Raw genomic sequence first — 18,472 nt, forward strand, 5'->3', positions numbered from 1 at the left:
GCAAGATTGCGCTATTTCGTTTTCATGATGAGGAAAAGAAAGATCTGAACCGCCACCGTGAATATCAAAAACCTCACCAAGATGTTTGTTATTCATTGCTGAACATTCGATATGCCAACCAGGTCGTCCATTACCCCATGGAGAGGTCCAAAAAGGTTCATTTTCTTTGGACATTTTCCATAAAACAAAATCAAGTGGGTTATGTTTGCTCTCTTCAACTTCAACGCGGGAGCCTGCTTGCAGCATCTCTAAATTCTGTCCGCTAAGTTGCCCATAGTCAGCAAAGCTTTCAACCGAAAATAGCACATCACCATTTTCAGCAATGTAAGCATGTTTTTTGTTGATTAATGTTTCAATCATAGCGATAACTTCAGCCATATGATCAGTCACCCGAGGCTCTAAATCTGGGCGTAGCATATTTAAGGCATCAAAATCAGCATGCATAGCGTCAGTAAAACGTGCCGTTAATTGCTCACAACTCTCATTGTTTTTATTAGCACGTTTAATTATCTTGTCGTCGACATCGGTAATATTACGAATGAAATTAAGCGAATAACCGCTAAATCGCAAATAACGGGCAACCGTATCAAAAGCCACAAAAGTTCTTGCATGGCCAATATGACAATAATCATAGATAGTCACACCACACACGTACATACCTATTTTGCCTGGAATAAGCGGTTTGAATTGTTCTTTTTGTCGTGTCAATGTGTTGTAAATTTTTAACATGCGGCTTTCAGTTCCTAACTATAAAAGCCTTATTCTAACCTGCTAATAAGACAAATTCACCCTTTGTATTTCACCAATTAAGATGTTGATGTATGATATTGTTTTTTTACTCATACAGGACCTTATAATGGTTACTTTACATACAAATTTCGGTGATATTAAACTTGCTTTAAACGAAGAGAAGGCACCTAACACAGTGGCTAACTTTATTAAATATGCGCAATCAGGCCATTACGACAATACAATTTTTCACCGTATTATCGACGGTTTTATGGTTCAAGGTGGCGGTTTTGCATCTGGCATGGAAGAAAAAGAGACCCGTAAACCGATTAAAAATGAAGCCAACAATGGTCTGTCAAACAAAAAATACTCTGTCGCAATGGCGCGCACAATGGAACCACATTCAGCATCTGCGCAATTCTTTATTAATATTAGTGACAATAAATTCTTAGACTTTAAATCAGAAACTACTGATGGTTGGGGCTACTGTGTCTTCGCAGAAGTAGTTGAAGGCAAAGAAATTGTTGATAAAATTAAAAATGTTGCAACGGGTAACTTTGGTTTTGTACATCAAGACGTGCCGCTTGAAGATGTTGTTATCACCAGCGTAACGGTAGAATAACCCGCATGCGTACTCTCTTCATCGCCGATCTTCACCTGAGTGAACAGCACCCTAAAATAAGTGAGGCTTTCTTTTCGTTTTTGCAAAATGACGCGAAAGATGTCGATGCCTTGTATATTTTAGGCGACCTATTTGAGGTCTGGATTGGCGATGACGAGCATACGCCATTAATGGATGAAGTCGCTAAACGACTTACTGCTTATGCAAAAGTCAACCAAGCCAAGATTTACTATCTTCACGGAAACCGTGATTTTATGATTGGTAAAAATTATGCACAACAGGCTTCCATGCAATTACTGCGGGAACACTGCGAAATTGATCTTTATGGTGAAAATGTATTGGTCATGCACGGTGACACGCTCTGTTTAGCGGATAAAAACTACCAAAAAATGCGTTCGGTGATCCATAATCCTTTATTACAATTTATCTTTAATTTAATGCCCCTGTCTGTCCGTAAAAAAATAGGTTGGAAAATCCGCTCTGCCAGTCAGTCAAAAAAAGTATATAAAGACAAAAATATAATGGCGGTGACACAAAGCGAAGTGTTACGTTTGATGGAAAAACATCAAACAGCCACTTTAATCCACGGTCACACTCATCAAGTTGCAGAACATCAGTTTGAACTATCAGGCAAACCTGCGCGGCGTTTCGATGTCGGTGATTGGTCTGCAAATTTTAGTTTTATCGAAGCGCAAAAAAATAACATCGAGCTGATAATTCGTCCCATTGACTATTACTCTGCGTAATTGAAGCCGCTTTAAAAAACACCCGTTTTGATTAAAGCCAGTTCAATCAGCTTGCGCTGCTGTTTCAACACTTACCTTGAAATTTTCAACCTTAAAATAGAGACAAAAAAAGACCGACTCATAAGCAGTCGGTCTTAATAGTATGCACTAGAGTAGCAAATTTATAATTTAGCGTAATCTAGTGTGATTGATGCCGCTTCAATTAAGAATGCATCAAGCGGTTCAAAATCATCCGGAAAATCATCAATTGATTTTATCTTATCTAAACCTGCGCGCTGTAAACGCTCATTACTACGCTGCAGAGCATGTTGCTCATTTTTTTCACGTAATTTCAGACGCTCCGCTTCATTAAGCGAAATAACGGTATCATCTTTTTCTTTGCGATATTGTTCAATATCATCAAGCAGATAAGTGAACTCAATTTCATTTTTAATACGCATCTCATGTTTCAACGTCAGTTTAGCAATGGATTCCTGCAGATTATGGGTAAATTGGTAATCAGCGGATTTGATATTGTCCCATGGCAATGCATTTTTTTCTAAACTTTCTCCGGTATCTTGGTGGTCAATTGCACTGGGAAAGACAATGTCAGGCACCACACCTTTATGTTGCGTACTGCCGCCATTGATACGATAGAATTTAGCTATTGTATATTGAACAGAGCCGATACTTTCTGCATCGTTATCATAAAATCGGGAAATACGACGGTGTTGCTGTACAGTACCTTTACCGTAACTTTGTTCTCCGATAACGATTGCACGCCCATAATCTTGTAAAGCAGCGGCGAAAATCTCAGAGGCAGAAGCACTATTGCGATTGATTAAAACAGTTAACGGCCCGCCATAGCTTACCGATTTGTTTTCATCTTCATGAACTAGAATCTGATTGCGACTATCACGCACTTGCACGACCGGCCCGGATGGAATAAACAGCCCCGTTAATAATGTTGCTTCACTGAGCGCGCCACCACCATTATTGCGCAAATCGATAATTACCCCTTCGATATTATCTTTTGCTAATAGCGCCAGTTCTTTATCAACATCTTCGCTTAATTTCATGTAAAAACTCGGTATGGTGATCACACCAATTTTTTTACCCTTGATTGTCTCAATGGATGATTTTGCCTCACGATCTTCAAGATGAATCTGCTCTCTTACAATCTCTATAACGTGGTTTTTAGCATCCGCTTTACCTGAAAGAATTTGTAACTGAACTTTGGTGCCTTTCGGACCTTTGATTAAGTCTACAATATCATCTAAACGCCAGCCGATAACGTCTATAACCTTACCACCCTCTTGGCCAACACCAATAATTTTATCATTTTTAAAAATTTGCTTAGACTGCTCCGCAGGGCCGCCCGGTACCAAACTCCGTACCACTGTATAGTCATCTTCAAGTTGTAGAACTGCGCCTATACCTTCTAATGACAAATTCATTTCCATATTAAAACGTTCAGCATTTCTTGCTGAAAGGTAACTGGTATGGGGCTCAATGGAACGAGAATACGCATTCATAAAGCTCTGAAATACATCCTCACTTTCTGTCTGCACTAAGTGTTTAATTGCAATATTATATCTTTTTGTAAGCTGCTCTTTAATTTCCGGCCATTTTTTCCCATCTAATTTAAGTATTAATGCATCCGATTTAACTTTTTTCTGCCAAAGTATATCAAGCGCTTTACGATCCACAGCCCAAGCCGCTTCACTTCGATCAAACTGATATTGATCTTTTTTATCAAATTTAATTTCAGCATTTAAAAGTGACAATGCATAACTGTAACGCTCATAACGACGGGTCAGATTTAGCTGGTAAATAAAATAGGCAGGATCAAGCTGACCTGATTTCAAATTATCATCAAAAGAAGATTGATAGACTTTTAGAGAGTCAATATCACTCTGCATGAAAATTTGCTTATTATAATCAAGCTGTTCGATATAACGCGCAAACACTTTTTGTGAGAGCGCATCATTCAGAGAAACATACTTATAATGAGAGCGACTAAACAGATCGCTCACTCTTTTCGCCACTTTGGCATGCTGAGCTTGCTGCGCAAGTTGCGGAATATCTTTTACATCAAAACCAGCAGCAAAAGTGATACCAATATATAATGTACTGGCGACAACTAAAACATGGCGAAAAAATTTATTCATTAATGTACCTTTTTATACAATGAGGTGTTTAGCTTTAATTTTTACTGTCATCCCTGAGTCAAGCTGTACCTGGATATCTTCCTTCATAATTCCAACGACAACACCTGCAACAGGAGATTGCCCTAAAACAACTTTGACAGGCTGCTTAAGCTTAAGTTCCGCGTGAATCGCTTCTTTATACTTACTTAAGTCTTCGCTTTTCTCTTTTTTGGCAACAGGCTTACTGGTACGATTAGGTACAGTTACCTTTTTTACCGCGCGTTTAGGCGCCGCTTCTGCTGCGGATGGTTTTTTCTTATTTGCAAACGCCTTATCTTTACTCTCTTTTAAGGTTTTTAAAGCATGCTCTGCATGCTCTGCTGAAACTTCATCCCCTTCAATACCATCAAGATCAACACGTTTTACCGACTGTTTAATACAGTGAAGGTAGCGCCAGCTTAAGGTGTATTGGCGCAAAGCGCTGCGAAGTTGCGTTTTACTGACCCGCTCTTCATTTTCTAAACGTGCTGCAAGCTCTTGGAATATTCCAATTTTTAATGGTTTAGCTTCAGTTTTTGCTGCTGTGAAACATAAAGGGAACTGCTCAGTCAGGAAGGTGATTATTTGTTTGTTGCTTGTAAATTTTTCAGTGATATCCATGTAAAACCTAATTGTTAATGCCTGTCGTCAGACGGTAAGATGATCTGTTAAATCATTTCAATTTAAAAATATTGACACATTATAGAGCTGCGTCAATCAAATGTGAAACTTAATTTCTCTTTGCGCACTGTTTTAGCGAGGTGGATGACCAATTATCTTCTTATTTATCAATATATACCCTAACAATTAATGTGGATACTATCCCTTTTATGCAAAAACAAGTAAACTTTGCGCCCCTGCAATGCAGCGATAATTAATCTATTGAAAATAAATTCAATCAAAATTCGCAAGCGTATTGCCCTGACTTGATATCAGAAGAGAGAAATAATGACTCCAGAACTACTTTCGCCCGCCGGCACACTTAAAAATATGCGTTATGCATTTGCCTATGGCGCAGATGCGGTTTATGCCGGGCAACCACGTTATTCACTCCGTGTACGCAATAATGAATTTAATATTGAAAAATTGAAAATCGGTATTGATGAGGCTCATGCACAAGGTAAAAAACTTTATGTGGTCTGCAATATCCAACCTCATAATTCAAAATTAAAAACATTCCTGCGTGATATGAAACCTGTTATTGATTTAAAACCGGATGCAGTAATCATGTCGGATCCCGGTTTAATTATGATGGTACGCGATGCGTTTCCTGATATGCCAGTGCACCTCAGTGTGCAGGCCAATGCCGTTAACTGGGCGAGTGTTAAGTTCTGGGAAAAACAAGGCATCGAACGGGTTATTTTATCACGTGAATTATCGCTCGATGAGATTGAAGATATCCGCCAGCACTGCCCTGATATAGAAATTGAAGTTTTTGTTCACGGTGCGCTCTGTATGGCTTATTCCGGCCGCTGCTTATTATCCGGTTATATTAATAAACGCGATCCTAACCAAGGAACCTGCACTAACTCATGTCGCTGGAAATATGATGCACATGAAGCGAAAGAAAATGAAACCGGTGATATCGTTGCTATAGAACGTCCGGATCCGACACTCGGACTAGGAAAACCAAGCGATCAACTGTTCTTATTACAAGAGCAAGGCCGACCTGACGAATATATGCCGGCATTTGAAGATGAGCACGGTACTTATATAATGAATTCAAAAGATTTACGTGCCATTCAACATGTAGAGCGCTTATTAAAAATTGGGGTGCAATCCCTTAAAATTGAAGGTCGTACCAAAAGTTTCTATTACTGCGCACGCACCGCCCAGGTATACCGGAAAGGAATGGATGACGCTATTGCAGGCCGCCCTTTTGATCCATCACTGATGGGGACGTTAGAAAACCTTGCTCACCGTGGCTACACTGAAGGCTTTTTAAGCCGTCATACACATGATCAATACCAGAACTATGATTACGGCTATTCAATCAGTGAAACACAGCAATTTGTTGGTGAAATGACCGGCCGAAATGAAAATGGTTTAGCAGAAGTTACCGTTAAAAATAAATTTTTAGTGGGCGATAAACTTGAACTTATGACACCACGCGGTAATGTGAACTTTACATTAGAACAACTGCAAACACGCAAAGGCGAGCTTGTAGATGTAGCGCCCGGCTCAGGCCATATACTTTATATGCCCGTGCCGAAAGAGATTGATCTGAGCCATGGTTTGTTAATGCGCAACCTACAATCGGGTGCAAACACACGCAACCCGCACAATAAATAAAGATGGCGCTATTAATAAAAGATAACTGCATCAATTGCGATATGTGTGATCCGGAATGTCCCAATGAAGCAATCACCTTCGGTGCAGAAATTTATGAAATTGATCCTGTTTTGTGTACTGAATGTGTTGGTTTTTATGAACAGCCGACCTGTATCAACGTCTGTCCGATTAATTGCATTATTATTGATCCCGACCATATTGAAAGTGAAGAGCAGTTATTAGATAAGTTTGCTGAAATACACTGCAGCTAGTGAATCTAATATTCAGGTAACAGATGACACAAGCTAAATTTTTACACGGGTCAATAATCAAGCATGTTATTACTATGTCAGCGACTAATGCCTTAGGGCTTAGTGCGCTGTTTATGGTTGACTTAGCTGATATCTATTTTATAAGTTTATTGGGCAATTCCGCACTAACCGCTGCGGTTGGTTATGCCAGTGCAGTTCTATTTTTCACGACTTCCATCTGTATTGGCCTAGTCACAGTCAATAGTGCCAGCGTAGCTAAATCGATAGGCGAACATAACCAGCAACAAGCACGAAAACAGGTATCCCATATCTCTTTTTATGCTTTTATTTTCAGCACCTTCGTTGCACTGCTATTGTACTGGTTTACCCCCGAAATATTAAGCCAGATCGGCGCTCAGGGTGAAGAGCTGCGAGAGGCGACGCTCTATCTAAGAATAATTTTACCCTCCTCACCTATTCTGGCATTAGCGATGCAGATGGGCGCTACTTTACGTAGTTTAGGGGATGCAAAACATGCTATGTATGCAACAGTCGGCGGGAGTCTGATCAATGCCCTGCTCGATCCACTCCTTATATTTGTATTTGAAATGGATCTTAAAGGTGCCGCAATCGCTTCAGTTGCTGCTCGTTGCACTGTGCTGGCAATCGGTTTCTATTTTGTATTCTTTAAATATAAAATGTTTGCGCGATTACAATCAGCCAATTTCTGGCAAGATACGAAAGCAATCACTGCTATTGCTTTTCCTGCTATAGCAACGCAAATCGCTACCCCATTAGGAAACTTGTACGTGACTTATGAGGTTGCAAAGTTTGGCAGTGAATACATTGCAGGATGGGCAATTATTGGCCGTTTAATTCCAGTTATGTTTGCAGTGATGTTTGCTCTTTCAGGTGCGCTGGGTCCTATTATTGGACAAAATTACGGAGCATTACAGTTTTCTCGTGTTAAAGAGGTTTTAAATCAGTCAATTAAATTTATTATTAGCTACACATTAGTTATATCACTTCTACTCTCTATGGGGCAAAATGTTGTGGTAGATCTGTTTGGTGCAGAAAATAAGACGGCTGAAATTATACGAGTTTTTTGCCAGTACATCTCGATAACCTTTATTTTTACAGGCATAACATTTGTGGCTATGGCCTTTTTAAATAACTTGGGATATGCAAAATATGCAACCCTGTTAAATATAGGTAAAATGACGCTGGGTACAGTTCCATTTGTTACCCTAGGCGCATACTATTATCAAGCTCCCGGTATTTTATACGGCCAGGCGGCCGGCACTATTTTTTTTGGCGTTATAGCATTACTATTAACCCGAAAAATAATAAATATCTGCCAGCAAGAGTTAGCTGGTAAAGCGATAAAGCTTCAACTTATTGATCGAAGAGAGTAATAATCATGTATATTATTACTCTACATAAGAAAATGAATTACACTCATATCAAATGGAGTTATTGATTTCGCCATGCGCCTTTTATTTGCTTTAACCATTACGCTGCTATTAAGCGGTTGTTACAAAAATGAATCAGCTATTACCGATAGCTTGATCTACTGCTCAGCGAATTATCCGCAATCATTTAATCCACAAATCAGCCACGATATTTCAACGTTAGATGCAACCACACATCAACTATATAATCGTTTAGTGAAAATAGATCCTATCAACGACGGTTTTATACCGGATTTGGCAACACACTGGCAACAAAGTGACGATAAATTAAGCTTTACTTTTTTCTTGCGTAAAGATGTTACTTTCCAACAGACAGATTATTTTACTCCGACTCGCAATTTCAATGCAGACGATCTTATTTTTAGTTTTCAGCGCATGATAAATAAAGAACAGCCTTTTCACGCCACAAACCGTATAACTGATAACTATTTTTTTAACCATTCCTTTACAAATTTAGTGGCTGATATCGTCAAAATCGATGACTACAAGGTAAAGTTTATTTTAAATAAACCGGATGTCACGCTACTGGCCCATTTAGCCGCTCACTATGGGGTAATTCTTTCTAAGGAGTATGCACAAAACCTTTTGGCTAGTGGCACCCCAGAAAAGATTGATTTTTATCCTATTGGCACAGGCCCCTATAAATTTAAAAATGCGGACAAGAGAACGGGTATTATTCGCTATCTATCTCATGCGACTTATTGGCAGGGAAGCCCTACTATTAAAAATCTTATTTTTGATGTAACAGGTAATAATACCAAACGTCACTCAAAATTATTATCGGGTGAATGTGATGTAATCACCTCACCAGCACCAAGCCAATTAAATACTATACTTGCCAACCCCCGTCTGATTACGAGTACTAAAACAACAAAAAATATTGCATTATGGTCATTTAACAGTTTGCAAAAGCCATTTGATCAGAAAGAAATTAGACGTGCATTAAGTTATGCAATTGATCAAAAAAGGATTATCAATGCCATTTTCCCCCAAAGTGCTATCGTAACAAATGGATTATTAGCAAAACGCTCTTGGGCATATAATCCAATATCTGATGAACTGCAGTACAGTCCAGAATTGGCTAAAAATATGCTCGAAAAAAATAATTTTAATTTCAGCAGAATCATCTCCATTCTGATCCCGAGTGAAAACGACTTTTTCAATCCCAATTTCAAGAAAACGGCTGAGTTAATTAAAGCAAACTTATTCGCGATTGGGGTGAAAAGTAAAATTATACCTTTATCCCATTCTAAACTTAAAAGACGTTTAGCGTCTGCTCATTACGACACTTATTTGACGGGTGTTAATGTGCATGTTGATGATCCCGACAGTTTGTTCAGGCCCTTACTAAGTTGCGACTCCAGTATATTACAAGGCAACAGCAGTCAATGGTGCAGTAAAAAAGTACAGCATTTATTAGACTCAAGTTTATTAGAATCTAACTTTGCTAAACGTGTTATAAATTACCATAAGCTACAAGAAATAATTCAACAAGAACGCCCCTATTACCCTATTGCCCATCTACTTCGAATCGATGTATTTAATCAAAATATATCCGGATTATTGGTTAATCCGTTAACCGGAATAGATTTTCAAAATGTCAGAAAAATAGAAGCCCATTAATATGCTTAATTATCTGTTTCGTCGTCTCAACTTATTATCTATTAATGCCTTTATCCTGACCGTTATCGCATTTATAGTGACCCACTGGTCAAACAGCAATGCAGCAACAGATGTAAATTACATTGTTCAGTATGGTCAATATATGTCCTCTATTTTACAAGGCGAATGGGGATTATCTACCATTGACCAGCAACCCATCCTAAGCAGCGGGTTAACCGCCTTTGCCTCAACCCTTGAGCTGTGCTTTATTGCATTTATCACAGCCACTATTATCGGCATACCGCTTGGTATATTCGCAGGTCTAAAACGTAATAGTCTGCTTGATTATTCGATCATGTCCGTTGCACTCGTCGGTCTTGCATTACCCGTTTTCTGGCTTGCGATTATTACCACAATGTTACCCCGGTGGGTAGGACTCTCTTTGCCTATTGATGGAGGGATCAGTCCCATCTTTGAAGTGCCCGTAATATCTGGTTTTATGCTTATTGACTCGCTACTGGCTAGCGATATCTATCAATTAGATGCTTTTTTCAACCGCCTGGCCCATCTTATTCTGCCTGCAGCTGTCTTATCATTCTTCCTGAGCGCAGAGATTATTCGCTTAACTCGCCACTCGATCACTGTGGTGATGAAAAGTAATTATATAAAAGCGGCATACGCCAACGGCCTAAGTAATCCACAAATTATTCTGCGCCATGTTCTAAAAAATGCAATACCGCCAATTATTCATCAATTAAGATTACAATTAAGCACAATCATCTCCTTTGCGATGGTGATAGAAATTGTTTTCTCCTTACAGGGCGCGGGAGTCTGGCTGCTGAGCAGCATTAAAGAGGGCAATTACCTCGCGCTACCTGCTGCCGTTCTGATTATTTCTGGCGCCATTTTGCTGTCCAGTATTATTATCGATATATTGCTGATGATATTATCACCACTCAAACGGAAATCTTTATATGCTGATTAATAACGAATTTAATGAGGAGAAAATACAATCACCCTTGCAATATACCTGGTCAATATTTAAAAAGAAAAAAATCGCAGTTGCAGCTATGTGGGCTTCTCTGATACTTGTATTGGTTGCTCTGTTTGCTGATTTCATTGCGCCTCATGCTGCAACAGATGTACAGCTATTACTGCCGCCGTATTGGTTTGAGGGTGGCAGCACAGCCCACATTTTAGGCACTGATGATTTAGGCCGAGATTCGTTAATTCGTTTAATTCATGGCATTCAATTGACCCTTGGCGGCGCACTATTAATATCGATAACCGTTGCCATCTTGGGGACAATAATAGGGGCCGCAGCGGCATTAACTAAAGGTATAAAAGCGAGTATCCTGCACCACCTTCTCGACGCACTTTTAATTATTCCAACATTACTGACTGCACTTATTCTGATTGTTATGTTTGGCCCTAGCTATAAAAACTGTTTAATTGCAGTATCTCTCTCGCTATTGCCACAATTTATACGCGGAATCTATATTGCGATTGAAAATGAATTACACAAACAGTATATCGTCGCGTTACGCCTTGACGGTGCAACCAATATACGTCTGTTGCGTTTTGGCATATTTCCAAATATTGTAGAGCCAATTATCGCCTTATTAAATCGTATTTTTACGATTGCAATATTAGAGATTTCGACGCTTGGATATTTAGGTTTCGGTACTCAATTCTTGGATGTTGAATTAGGGGCGTTAATTGCAAACAGCATCGAACTTATCTTTTCATCACCCTGGCTTGTTTTATTTCCTGGTATTACAATTTTTATCATTATTTTGATTTTTAATCTGTTTTCAGAAGGATTACGCCATGCGGTTATTGAAGGAGAGGAAGAATAATGGCGTTACTAGATATACGTAATTTGAGCATCGACATTACTACAGCCCAAGGTAAGGTCCGTGTTGTTGATAAAGCATCATTAACCATTATTGATGGTTCTATTCATGGTTTAGTCGGCGAGTCAGGATCGGGTAAGAGTCTGATAGCTAAAGCTATTTTAGGTTTACATAATGCCAGTTGGACGGTGACTGCAGACCGCATGTTTTTAGGGGCAACAGATTTAACCAAGCTATCATCAAGTCGTCGTCGTAAAATTATGGGTAAAGAAATTGCAATGATATTTCAGCACCCCAGATCATACCTGGATCCAAGTAAGAAAATATTTCCACAAATTAAAGAAGTATTGCCATCCGTATCGGTCCGAAGACGTTTTTTAAACAAAATAAAACGCACCCCTGAGCCATCGGCACAACAAAAAATAAAAGAGCTATTACATAAAGTGGGCATTCAAAATGACCAGAGTGTTTTAGCAAGTTACCCCCATGAACTCTCCGAAGGCGTTTGCCAGAAGGTGATGATAGCAATGGCCATTGCCAATAATGCAAGGCTAATCATTGCCGATGAACCAACCAATGCAATGGAAGCGGTCACCCGTGAACAAATATTCCGCTTACTTTACAAATTAAACCAACTGCACAATACAACGATTTTATTATTAAGTAATAATTTTGGCAGTATCAGTAACTTATCCGACTACATCACGCTGATTTATTGCGGTCAAACTGTTGAGTCAGGTAGTTACAAGCAAATAATAAAACGTCCAATGCACCCTTACACAGAAGCTATGATTAAAACAATACTGGATTTCGATGACAGTATTCCGCATAAGAGTCAATTATATACGCTGCCAGGTAACATCCCGTCAGCAAACCAGTTGCCAATAGGCTGCCGTTTAGGACCAAGATGTCCGCGCGCGCAAAAAACCTGCGTAATAAATCCAGAACCGTTAAAATTCAAAGGGCACATAGTCAGTTGCCACTTTCCAACAGCATATGAGAAATTAAATGCAAACACTTCTCAACGTAAGTAATTTATGTAAAAACTACAAACGTAGTGCTCGATTTTTATCATCGGGTTTCAGACAGCCACTTGGCCCGATCAGCTTTGCCCTATCGCAGGGAGAAACATTATCTATTGTCGGGGAAAGTGGCTCAGGAAAAAGTACATTAGTGCAAATTATTGCAGGGCTGATTGAGCCCAGCTCCGGGGATATATATATAAAAGGCCAACCACTATCTAACCTCTCTCAACAACAAAGATGCAAATCTATTCGCATGATATTTCAAGATCCAGGTAACTCACTTAACCCCAAAGTGACAATCGGTCGAATATTAGCGGCTCCACTTGAACTGAATACCGATTTCAGCGCAGATAAAATTAAACAACAGATCCAAGAAACCCTGGATCTGGTTGGTTTATTGCCTGACTACCTCTCTTTTTATCCAAATATGCTTTCAAGTATGCAGCAGCATAAAGTCGCATTGGCACGTGCCCTTATTTTGAATCCAGATATCGTTATCGCAGATGAAATCTTAGCAACGTTAGATATATCACTGCGATTTAAAATAGTTAACCTACTATTAGATATACAAGAGAAAAAAGGCACCAGTTATATATTTGTTGCACACAATATGAATTTAGTTCGTCATATGAGCGATCATGTAATTGTGATGCATAATGGATTAATTGTTGAAAATAATAGTACAGAAGAGATATTCAATGCCCCTCAGGCAAGCTACACGAAAAACCTTTTACAAAGCCATCAACCAGATTATAGAAAATAGCAATATACGATTTAATTCATTGTTAACAAAGTGATTAATTTGCTAACATGTATATTTAGAAATGACCAAAAAGCATGGAACTGCGTATAACCGTCAAACGTAATTAAATTATGAGGGTGAATTTCGATGGACAATTATAAAAAAAGTTTTTGGGCAAGTAACTTTCTTATCTTATTATTCGCAATTTTGCTTACTTGTGCGGTGAAATTTATTTTTAATACGCTTTTGTTCCAGCATCAAGAGTCCATCTTGCAAAAGCCTGATTTGCGCGATTTGCCAGTCATAACTAATGTTACTCAGCTAAGTCAACTTGCACAGTCTGACTTATTCAGTTATATAAAAGTAAGCAACGCTGAACTAGCAACCCCGCTAATCTACCAAGCAGAGCAAGCAAATATATTGGCTTATTTATTACCTGTTTCATCAACGATCCTCATATCAAGAAATGGCCATCAATCAATTGAATTTAAAGCGAAAAACAGTCAGTTATTGACCCTGTTAGAAAAAGTTATTTTATCAATTTATATGCTGTTAATGATTACATCAGCACTTATCCATCTTATTTATTTCCGTTTATTTAAACGTATTGAAACAACACTTCTTAATGAAATATCTAATGAAGACTCGCCAGTAAGCCCATTTAGCAAAGTTTCACAGCGGTTACATGAGCAGAAACAATCATTTCAACACACCTTACAAGATCAGGAAAAGCAGATCTCAATACTTGCGCAGCAAGTTAATATGGATAATCTTACCCAGCTTAATAACCGTCATGCATTCCGTAAGGAATTGTTAGATATACTCAGCACAGAGAACGGACCAAAACATGCCATATTATTTATAATCCGCGCTACTGAATTAAATGCAATTAACTCACAGCTGGGTTATCAACAAGGTGATGACTACATAGTCAGTATTGCCAATATACTCACCAAAGTAACAAGCCGAAGCAAATTTCTCTCTGTTTATCGAATTAATGGTTCAGATTTTTCGATTATCGCCCGTGAAATGAGCCCCGCAGATGCACAACGCATAGCTAAAAATTTAAAAACAGAGTTTGATCAATACCAAACGCTAAATAAATTAGACGGCATAGCTTACAGCGGCATATCAGCAATTTCGTCAGGACAATTACCAGAGCAAGTCTTAGCCAGAACCGATATGGCCTTAGCCAAAGCACAAACAGACGAAGTAAATAGTTGGGCTTTTGAACAACAGGATGCGGATACGAACCTATTTGGGCAGCAACACTGGCGTCAAATTATCGAAGCGATTATCTCTAAAAGAGCATTAATGTTATTACACCAACCGATCCAGGCAATACACCGAAATATGCAAGGGTACCATGAGATTTTCACCCGTTTCATCGGTGATAATAACCAGATGTTCCCAACGGGTACTATCTTTGCCATGGCACAACGCATTGATATGATCGTTAAACTTGAGCAACTTATTTTAGAAACGCTAGTAAGCCAATGTCGTCATAAAACCGATGACAACTGTCATTGGGGAATTAATATAACAAGTTCAGCAATGCAAAATAGCGGCTTTATTGTTTGGTTGGAGCGACTGTTATTACGGGAGCCCAAGATAGCGGCATGTTTGATTTTTGAAATGCGCGAAGAAGTACTTGATAGCAACCTTGTTGCTAGCAAACGTATTTTTGATATGCTTAAACGTACAGGAACACGATCTGCAATTTGCCACTTTGGTAAAGGTATTGGCTCTTTTCGTTTATTCAGAGAACTTAGACCCAATTTCGTTAAAATTGATGCAAGCTTAATCAGTCATATAGAACGCGACAGCGCAAATCAGCAATTTGTACGCATGATAATTGACGTTGCGCATCGCATGGACTGTCTTGTTATTGCTGAAGGTGTAGAGCATTTAGAGCAAAAACAGATTCTTGAAAATATGTATATTGATGGTGTTCAAGGCTTCTTAATCGCCCGTCCAACCCCTTTTTAAATGGCCGGCTTACCTTGTGAGCCTTTGCATCTCAAAATATCTTTTTGTACAATGCGCCTCAAGTAAAATAACTACGTTAAATTCAAGGCGCAACAATGTCCGATATTCTTACAACAAAAGAGCTGTTCACCCTGAAAAAACTCAATAAGAAGTTACGCAGGTTAACGGGACAAGCTATAGCTGATTACAATATGATTGAAGACGGCGACCGCGTTATGGTCTGCTTGTCCGGCGGCAAAGATAGCTTTACTATGCTCGATATCCTTATTGAATTGCGTTCGGCTGCTCCAATCGATTTTGAAATAATTGCAATTAATCTAGATCAAAAACAGCCCGGTTTTCCCGAACATATCTTGCCTGAATATTTACAAAACTTAGGCATTGAATACAAAATTATTGAGGAAGATACATACAGCATAGTGCAGGATAAGATACCTGAAGGTAAAACCACCTGCAGCTTATGCTCTCGTTTACGCCGCGGGATTTTATACCGCACTGCGAAGGAGTTAGGAGCGACCAAAATAGCGCTTGGCCATCATCGCGATGATATGTTGGCAACAATGATGCTAAATATGTTTTTTGGTGGCAAACTAAAATCTATGCCTGCAAAACTTGTCTCTGATACCGGCGAACATGTTGTTATCCGCCCGCTTGCTTATTGCAAAGAGAAAGAGATTGAACAATATGCCGAGCTGAAAAAGTACCCTATCATTCCATGTAACTTATGTGGCTCCCAGCCAAACCTGCAACGTCAAATAACTAAAAACATGCTTAATGATTGGGATGATAAATTTCCTGGTCGATTAGAATCAATGTTTACAGCCATGCAGAATGTGGTACCTTCTCATCTTTGTGATACGAACCTTTTTGATTTTAAATCAATTAACAAAGATTCAGGAATTATCGATGGTGGTGATATCGCTTTTGATAAAGAAGAGATGCAGCATGCTGTCGAAGAAACAATATCAATTGAATCACAATTCTACAGTCAGGATAAAATAGTGGAAATTAGAGAATTGACTTAAACGATTAATAAAATGAGATAAATAATAATCACTCACTCTTGTTTTAGATCAGCTTAATGTTTTTTACAATGGTAAAATTACAATTTGTTATAAAAAATTGATAGGTTTGAACAGATAGTCATTTATAATCAACGCACTTTTTAATAATTTTAATTAATATAATGGAGAAAAGCATGAGAACACCTCTTGTAATGGGTAACTGGAAATTAAACGGTACTAAAGAATCAGTAGCTACTTTAATCAAAGGGATCGAAGCAGCTGCTGACGCAGCAACAAATGTTGAAGTTGCTGTATGTCCTCCAACTATCTTTATCGAGCAAGTTGCTAACTTAGTAGCGAATAACAGCATTGAATTTGGTGCTCAAGATGTAAGTACAAATGTAGAAGGTGCTTACACTGGCGAAACATCGCCAGTAATGGTTAAAGAATTTGGCGCTAAATACAGCTTAGTGGGTCACTCTGAGCGTCGTCAATACCATAACGAAACAGATGCTGTTGTTGCTGCAAAATTTGTTGCTATTCAAACTCACGGTTTAATTCCTGTATTATGTATCGGTGAAACGCTTGAAGAGCGTGAAACTAACGTTACAACTACCGTTGTTGAAACTCAACTTAAAGCTGTAATTGATGTGGCTGGTATTGATGCACTTGAAAATTGTGTTATTGCATATGAACCTGTTTGGGCTATCGGTACTGGTAAAGTTGCGACTTCTGAGCAAGCTCAAGACGTTCACGCACATATCCGTACTTGGTTAGCAGAACAGAGTAAAGTTGTAGCAGAAAAAGTGCAAATCCTTTACGGCGGCAGTGTTAAAGCGGCAAGCGCTAAAGAGCTGTTTTCTCAAGCTGATATCGACGGTGGTTTAGTGGGTGGTGCAGCATTAATGATTGAAGAATTTGTAGGTATCATTGAAGGCGCTAAATAAGCTTTCGATACAAATATAAAGGCGCTTTAAAGCGCCTTTTTTTTCTTCTTCTAACTACCGCAAAGATCCAATTAGCTCAAAACTCCCCTCTGAAAATACCGGTATTTAATTTATCTGCTAAATAAAAATTGTCTTGATAAAGAATCTCCGTGCTATAATATGTCATTATCTTTTTTATAATTATGCTGGAGGCCTTATGAATTCACCAATGCTGAAGACTCAAACTCAAACACAAAGCAATTCTATCTCAATCAACAAAGTGCTTAAAAACACTTATATTTTACTGGCTATGACGCTGACATTCTCTGCGTTCACAGCAACCATATCCACCATGATGAATATTGGAGCAACCGCTTCATTAGTCCTTATGTTAGTGGGATTTGGCCTGTTATTTGTCGTTTCTAAAACGGCCAATACCAGCAAAGGTTTATTCTGGGTGTTTATGTTCACCGGTGTGCTGGGTGCATCATTGGGCAGTATGCTCAATAATTACTTAGCGATGGAAAATGGCACAGCGCTTATTATGCAGGCCCTTGGCTCAACAGCACTTATCTTCTTTGCATTATCAGCCTATGTACTGACATCCCGTAAAGACTTTTCATTTATGGGCGGCTTTTTAATGGCAGGTATGATTGCTGTTATTATTGCAATGGTTGCAAATATCTTCTTACAAATTCCTTTAATGCAGGTCGTGATCAGCAGTGTGGTAGTGCTAATTATGTCCGGTTTGATCCTCTTTGATACCAGCCGCATTATTAATGGCGGCGAAACTAACTATATTCGCGCGACTGTATCGCTTTATTTAAATCTGTTTAATATGTTTATCCACCTGTTAGCTTTACTGAATATTTTAGATGATTAATTACCGCTCTCTTATTAAGCGATAAAATCCAATAACAATGTTGCCTTGTGCTATTAAAGCCAAGGCAATATTGACAATTACGACTTCCTCCACGCATCTCCCCTTCTGTTTTCAGCCATCATTTGTTCAATACTCGACACTAAATAATTGGCTTGTAATACAAAAAAGCCCCTAGCAAAACGCCAG

17 protein-coding genes are annotated in these 18,472 nt (G+C 38.8%); 14 read left to right on the top strand and 3 right to left on the bottom strand.

Annotated features, from left to right (window positions below):
• Nucleotides 1-729: cysteine--tRNA ligase (gene cysS, locus ACJAT7_RS03870; RefSeq protein ID WP_415225480.1), on the bottom strand; the 729-nt coding region annotated here is incomplete at its 3' end.
• Nucleotides 730-856: 127 nt separating this feature from the next.
• Here cysS and ACJAT7_RS03875 point away from each other — a divergent pair.
• Both ACJAT7_RS03875 and ACJAT7_RS03880 read left to right on the top strand, forming a co-directional pair.
• Nucleotides 857-1,351 carry a peptidylprolyl isomerase gene (locus tag ACJAT7_RS03875; protein WP_415225481.1) on the top strand — a complete coding sequence of 165 codons (495 nt, stop codon included), beginning with the start codon at nt 857-859 and terminating at the stop codon, nt 1,349-1,351.
• A gap of 5 nt (nt 1,352-1,356) precedes the next feature.
• On the top strand, nt 1,357-2,097 hold the full coding sequence (locus ACJAT7_RS03880; RefSeq protein ID WP_415225482.1) for a UDP-2,3-diacylglucosamine diphosphatase: 741 nt from the start codon (nt 1,357-1,359) through the stop codon (nt 2,095-2,097).
• Between the two features lie 161 nt (nt 2,098-2,258).
• Here ACJAT7_RS03880 and prc read toward each other — a convergent pair whose 3' ends face one another.
• On the bottom strand, nt 2,259-4,247 hold the full coding sequence (prc, locus tag ACJAT7_RS03885; protein WP_415225483.1) for a carboxy terminal-processing peptidase: 1,989 nt from the start codon (nt 4,245-4,247) through the stop codon (nt 2,259-2,261).
• A gap of 12 nt (nt 4,248-4,259) precedes the next feature.
• Complete coding sequence (gene proQ / locus ACJAT7_RS03890; protein WP_415225484.1) at nt 4,260-4,886, bottom strand: RNA chaperone ProQ; 627 nt, start codon at nt 4,884-4,886, stop codon at nt 4,260-4,262.
• A gap of 324 nt (nt 4,887-5,210) precedes the next feature.
• Here proQ and yegQ point away from each other — a divergent pair, with 324 nt between their 5' ends.
• The 12 genes from yegQ (at nt 5,211) to ACJAT7_RS03950 (ending at nt 18,286) form a co-directional block, all read left to right on the top strand.
• The gene (gene yegQ / locus ACJAT7_RS03895; protein WP_415225518.1) at nt 5,211-6,557 is read left to right on the top strand and encodes a tRNA 5-hydroxyuridine modification protein YegQ; all 1,347 of its coding nucleotides are present in this window, start codon (nt 5,211-5,213) and stop codon (nt 6,555-6,557) included.
• 2 nt (nt 6,558-6,559) lie between these two features.
• Nucleotides 6,560-6,808, top strand: coding sequence for a YfhL family 4Fe-4S dicluster ferredoxin (locus ACJAT7_RS03900; RefSeq protein WP_415225485.1), 249 nt, complete (start codon nt 6,560-6,562; stop codon nt 6,806-6,808).
• Nucleotides 6,809-6,831: 23 nt separating this feature from the next.
• Nucleotides 6,832-8,202: an MATE family efflux transporter gene (locus tag ACJAT7_RS03905; protein ID WP_415225486.1), complete on the top strand. Its 1,371-nt coding sequence runs from the start codon at nt 6,832-6,834 to the stop codon at nt 8,200-8,202.
• A gap of 72 nt (nt 8,203-8,274) precedes the next feature.
• Nucleotides 8,275-9,882 (top strand): ABC transporter substrate-binding protein, encoded by a 1,608-nt coding sequence (locus tag ACJAT7_RS03910; RefSeq protein WP_415225487.1) that lies wholly within the window; start codon nt 8,275-8,277, stop codon nt 9,880-9,882.
• A gap of 1 nt (nt 9,883) precedes the next feature.
• The gene (locus ACJAT7_RS03915; protein WP_415225488.1) at nt 9,884-10,846 is read left to right on the top strand and encodes an ABC transporter permease subunit; all 963 of its coding nucleotides are present in this window, start codon (nt 9,884-9,886) and stop codon (nt 10,844-10,846) included.
• Entirely contained in the window at nt 10,836-11,720 is an 885-nt protein-coding gene (locus tag ACJAT7_RS03920) for an ABC transporter permease subunit (protein WP_415225489.1), read from the top strand. The genes ACJAT7_RS03915 and ACJAT7_RS03920 overlap by 11 nt, the downstream gene beginning before the upstream one ends.
• The gene (locus ACJAT7_RS03925; protein ID WP_415225490.1) at nt 11,720-12,751 is read left to right on the top strand and encodes an oligopeptide/dipeptide ABC transporter ATP-binding protein; all 1,032 of its coding nucleotides are present in this window, start codon (nt 11,720-11,722) and stop codon (nt 12,749-12,751) included. Before ACJAT7_RS03920 ends, ACJAT7_RS03925 begins: the two co-directional genes overlap by 1 nt.
• Nucleotides 12,726-13,505, top strand: a complete 780-nt coding sequence (locus ACJAT7_RS03930; RefSeq protein ID WP_415225491.1) for an ATP-binding cassette domain-containing protein — start codon at nt 12,726-12,728, stop codon at nt 13,503-13,505. Before ACJAT7_RS03925 ends, ACJAT7_RS03930 begins: the two co-directional genes overlap by 26 nt.
• Before the next feature lie 126 nt (nt 13,506-13,631).
• The gene (locus tag ACJAT7_RS03935; protein WP_415225492.1) at nt 13,632-15,473 is read left to right on the top strand and encodes an EAL domain-containing protein; all 1,842 of its coding nucleotides are present in this window, start codon (nt 13,632-13,634) and stop codon (nt 15,471-15,473) included.
• A 95-nt stretch (nt 15,474-15,568) separates the two neighbouring features.
• Nucleotides 15,569-16,498, top strand: coding sequence for a tRNA 2-thiocytidine(32) synthetase TtcA (gene ttcA / locus ACJAT7_RS03940; protein ID WP_415225493.1), 930 nt, complete (start codon nt 15,569-15,571; stop codon nt 16,496-16,498).
• 173 nt (nt 16,499-16,671) lie between these two features.
• The gene (tpiA, locus tag ACJAT7_RS03945) at nt 16,672-17,424 is read left to right on the top strand and encodes a triose-phosphate isomerase (RefSeq protein ID WP_415225494.1); all 753 of its coding nucleotides are present in this window, start codon (nt 16,672-16,674) and stop codon (nt 17,422-17,424) included.
• Nucleotides 17,425-17,620: 196 nt separating this feature from the next.
• Complete coding sequence (locus tag ACJAT7_RS03950) at nt 17,621-18,286, top strand: Bax inhibitor-1/YccA family protein (protein ID WP_415225495.1); 666 nt, start codon at nt 17,621-17,623, stop codon at nt 18,284-18,286.
• The last annotated feature ends 186 nt before the right edge of the window (nt 18,287-18,472 follow it).

The organism is Psychromonas sp., from assembly GCF_047632995.1.
In the GTDB taxonomy this organism is placed as follows: domain Bacteria; phylum Pseudomonadota; class Gammaproteobacteria; order Enterobacterales; family Psychromonadaceae; genus Psychromonas.

What these genes read in the sequence shown, in the direction of transcription:
- ACJAT7_RS03875 (WP_415225481.1), top strand. Translation starts at nt 857, where the DNA reads ATGGTTACTTTACATACAAATTTCGGTGATATTAAACTTGCTTTAAAC.
- ACJAT7_RS03880 (WP_415225482.1), top strand. Translation starts at nt 1,357, where the DNA reads ATGCGTACTCTCTTCATCGCCGATCTTCACCTGAGTGAACAGCACCCT.
- prc (WP_415225483.1), bottom strand. Translation starts at nt 4,247, where the DNA reads ATGAATAAATTTTTTCGCCATGTTTTAGTTGTCGCCAGTACATTATAT.
- proQ (WP_415225484.1), bottom strand. Translation starts at nt 4,886, where the DNA reads ATGGATATCACTGAAAAATTTACAAGCAACAAACAAATAATCACCTTC.
- ACJAT7_RS03900 (WP_415225485.1), top strand. Translation starts at nt 6,560, where the DNA reads ATGGCGCTATTAATAAAAGATAACTGCATCAATTGCGATATGTGTGAT.
- ACJAT7_RS03905 (WP_415225486.1), top strand. Translation starts at nt 6,832, where the DNA reads ATGACACAAGCTAAATTTTTACACGGGTCAATAATCAAGCATGTTATT.
- ACJAT7_RS03910 (WP_415225487.1), top strand. Translation starts at nt 8,275, where the DNA reads ATGCGCCTTTTATTTGCTTTAACCATTACGCTGCTATTAAGCGGTTGT.
- ACJAT7_RS03915 (WP_415225488.1), top strand. Translation starts at nt 9,884, where the DNA reads ATGCTTAATTATCTGTTTCGTCGTCTCAACTTATTATCTATTAATGCC.
- ACJAT7_RS03920 (WP_415225489.1), top strand. Translation starts at nt 10,836, where the DNA reads ATGCTGATTAATAACGAATTTAATGAGGAGAAAATACAATCACCCTTG.
- ACJAT7_RS03925 (WP_415225490.1), top strand. Translation starts at nt 11,720, where the DNA reads ATGGCGTTACTAGATATACGTAATTTGAGCATCGACATTACTACAGCC.
- ACJAT7_RS03930 (WP_415225491.1), top strand. Translation starts at nt 12,726, where the DNA reads ATGCAAACACTTCTCAACGTAAGTAATTTATGTAAAAACTACAAACGT.
- ACJAT7_RS03935 (WP_415225492.1), top strand. Translation starts at nt 13,632, where the DNA reads ATGGACAATTATAAAAAAAGTTTTTGGGCAAGTAACTTTCTTATCTTA.
- ttcA (WP_415225493.1), top strand. Translation starts at nt 15,569, where the DNA reads ATGTCCGATATTCTTACAACAAAAGAGCTGTTCACCCTGAAAAAACTC.
- tpiA (WP_415225494.1), top strand. Translation starts at nt 16,672, where the DNA reads ATGAGAACACCTCTTGTAATGGGTAACTGGAAATTAAACGGTACTAAA.
- ACJAT7_RS03950 (WP_415225495.1), top strand. Translation starts at nt 17,621, where the DNA reads ATGAATTCACCAATGCTGAAGACTCAAACTCAAACACAAAGCAATTCT.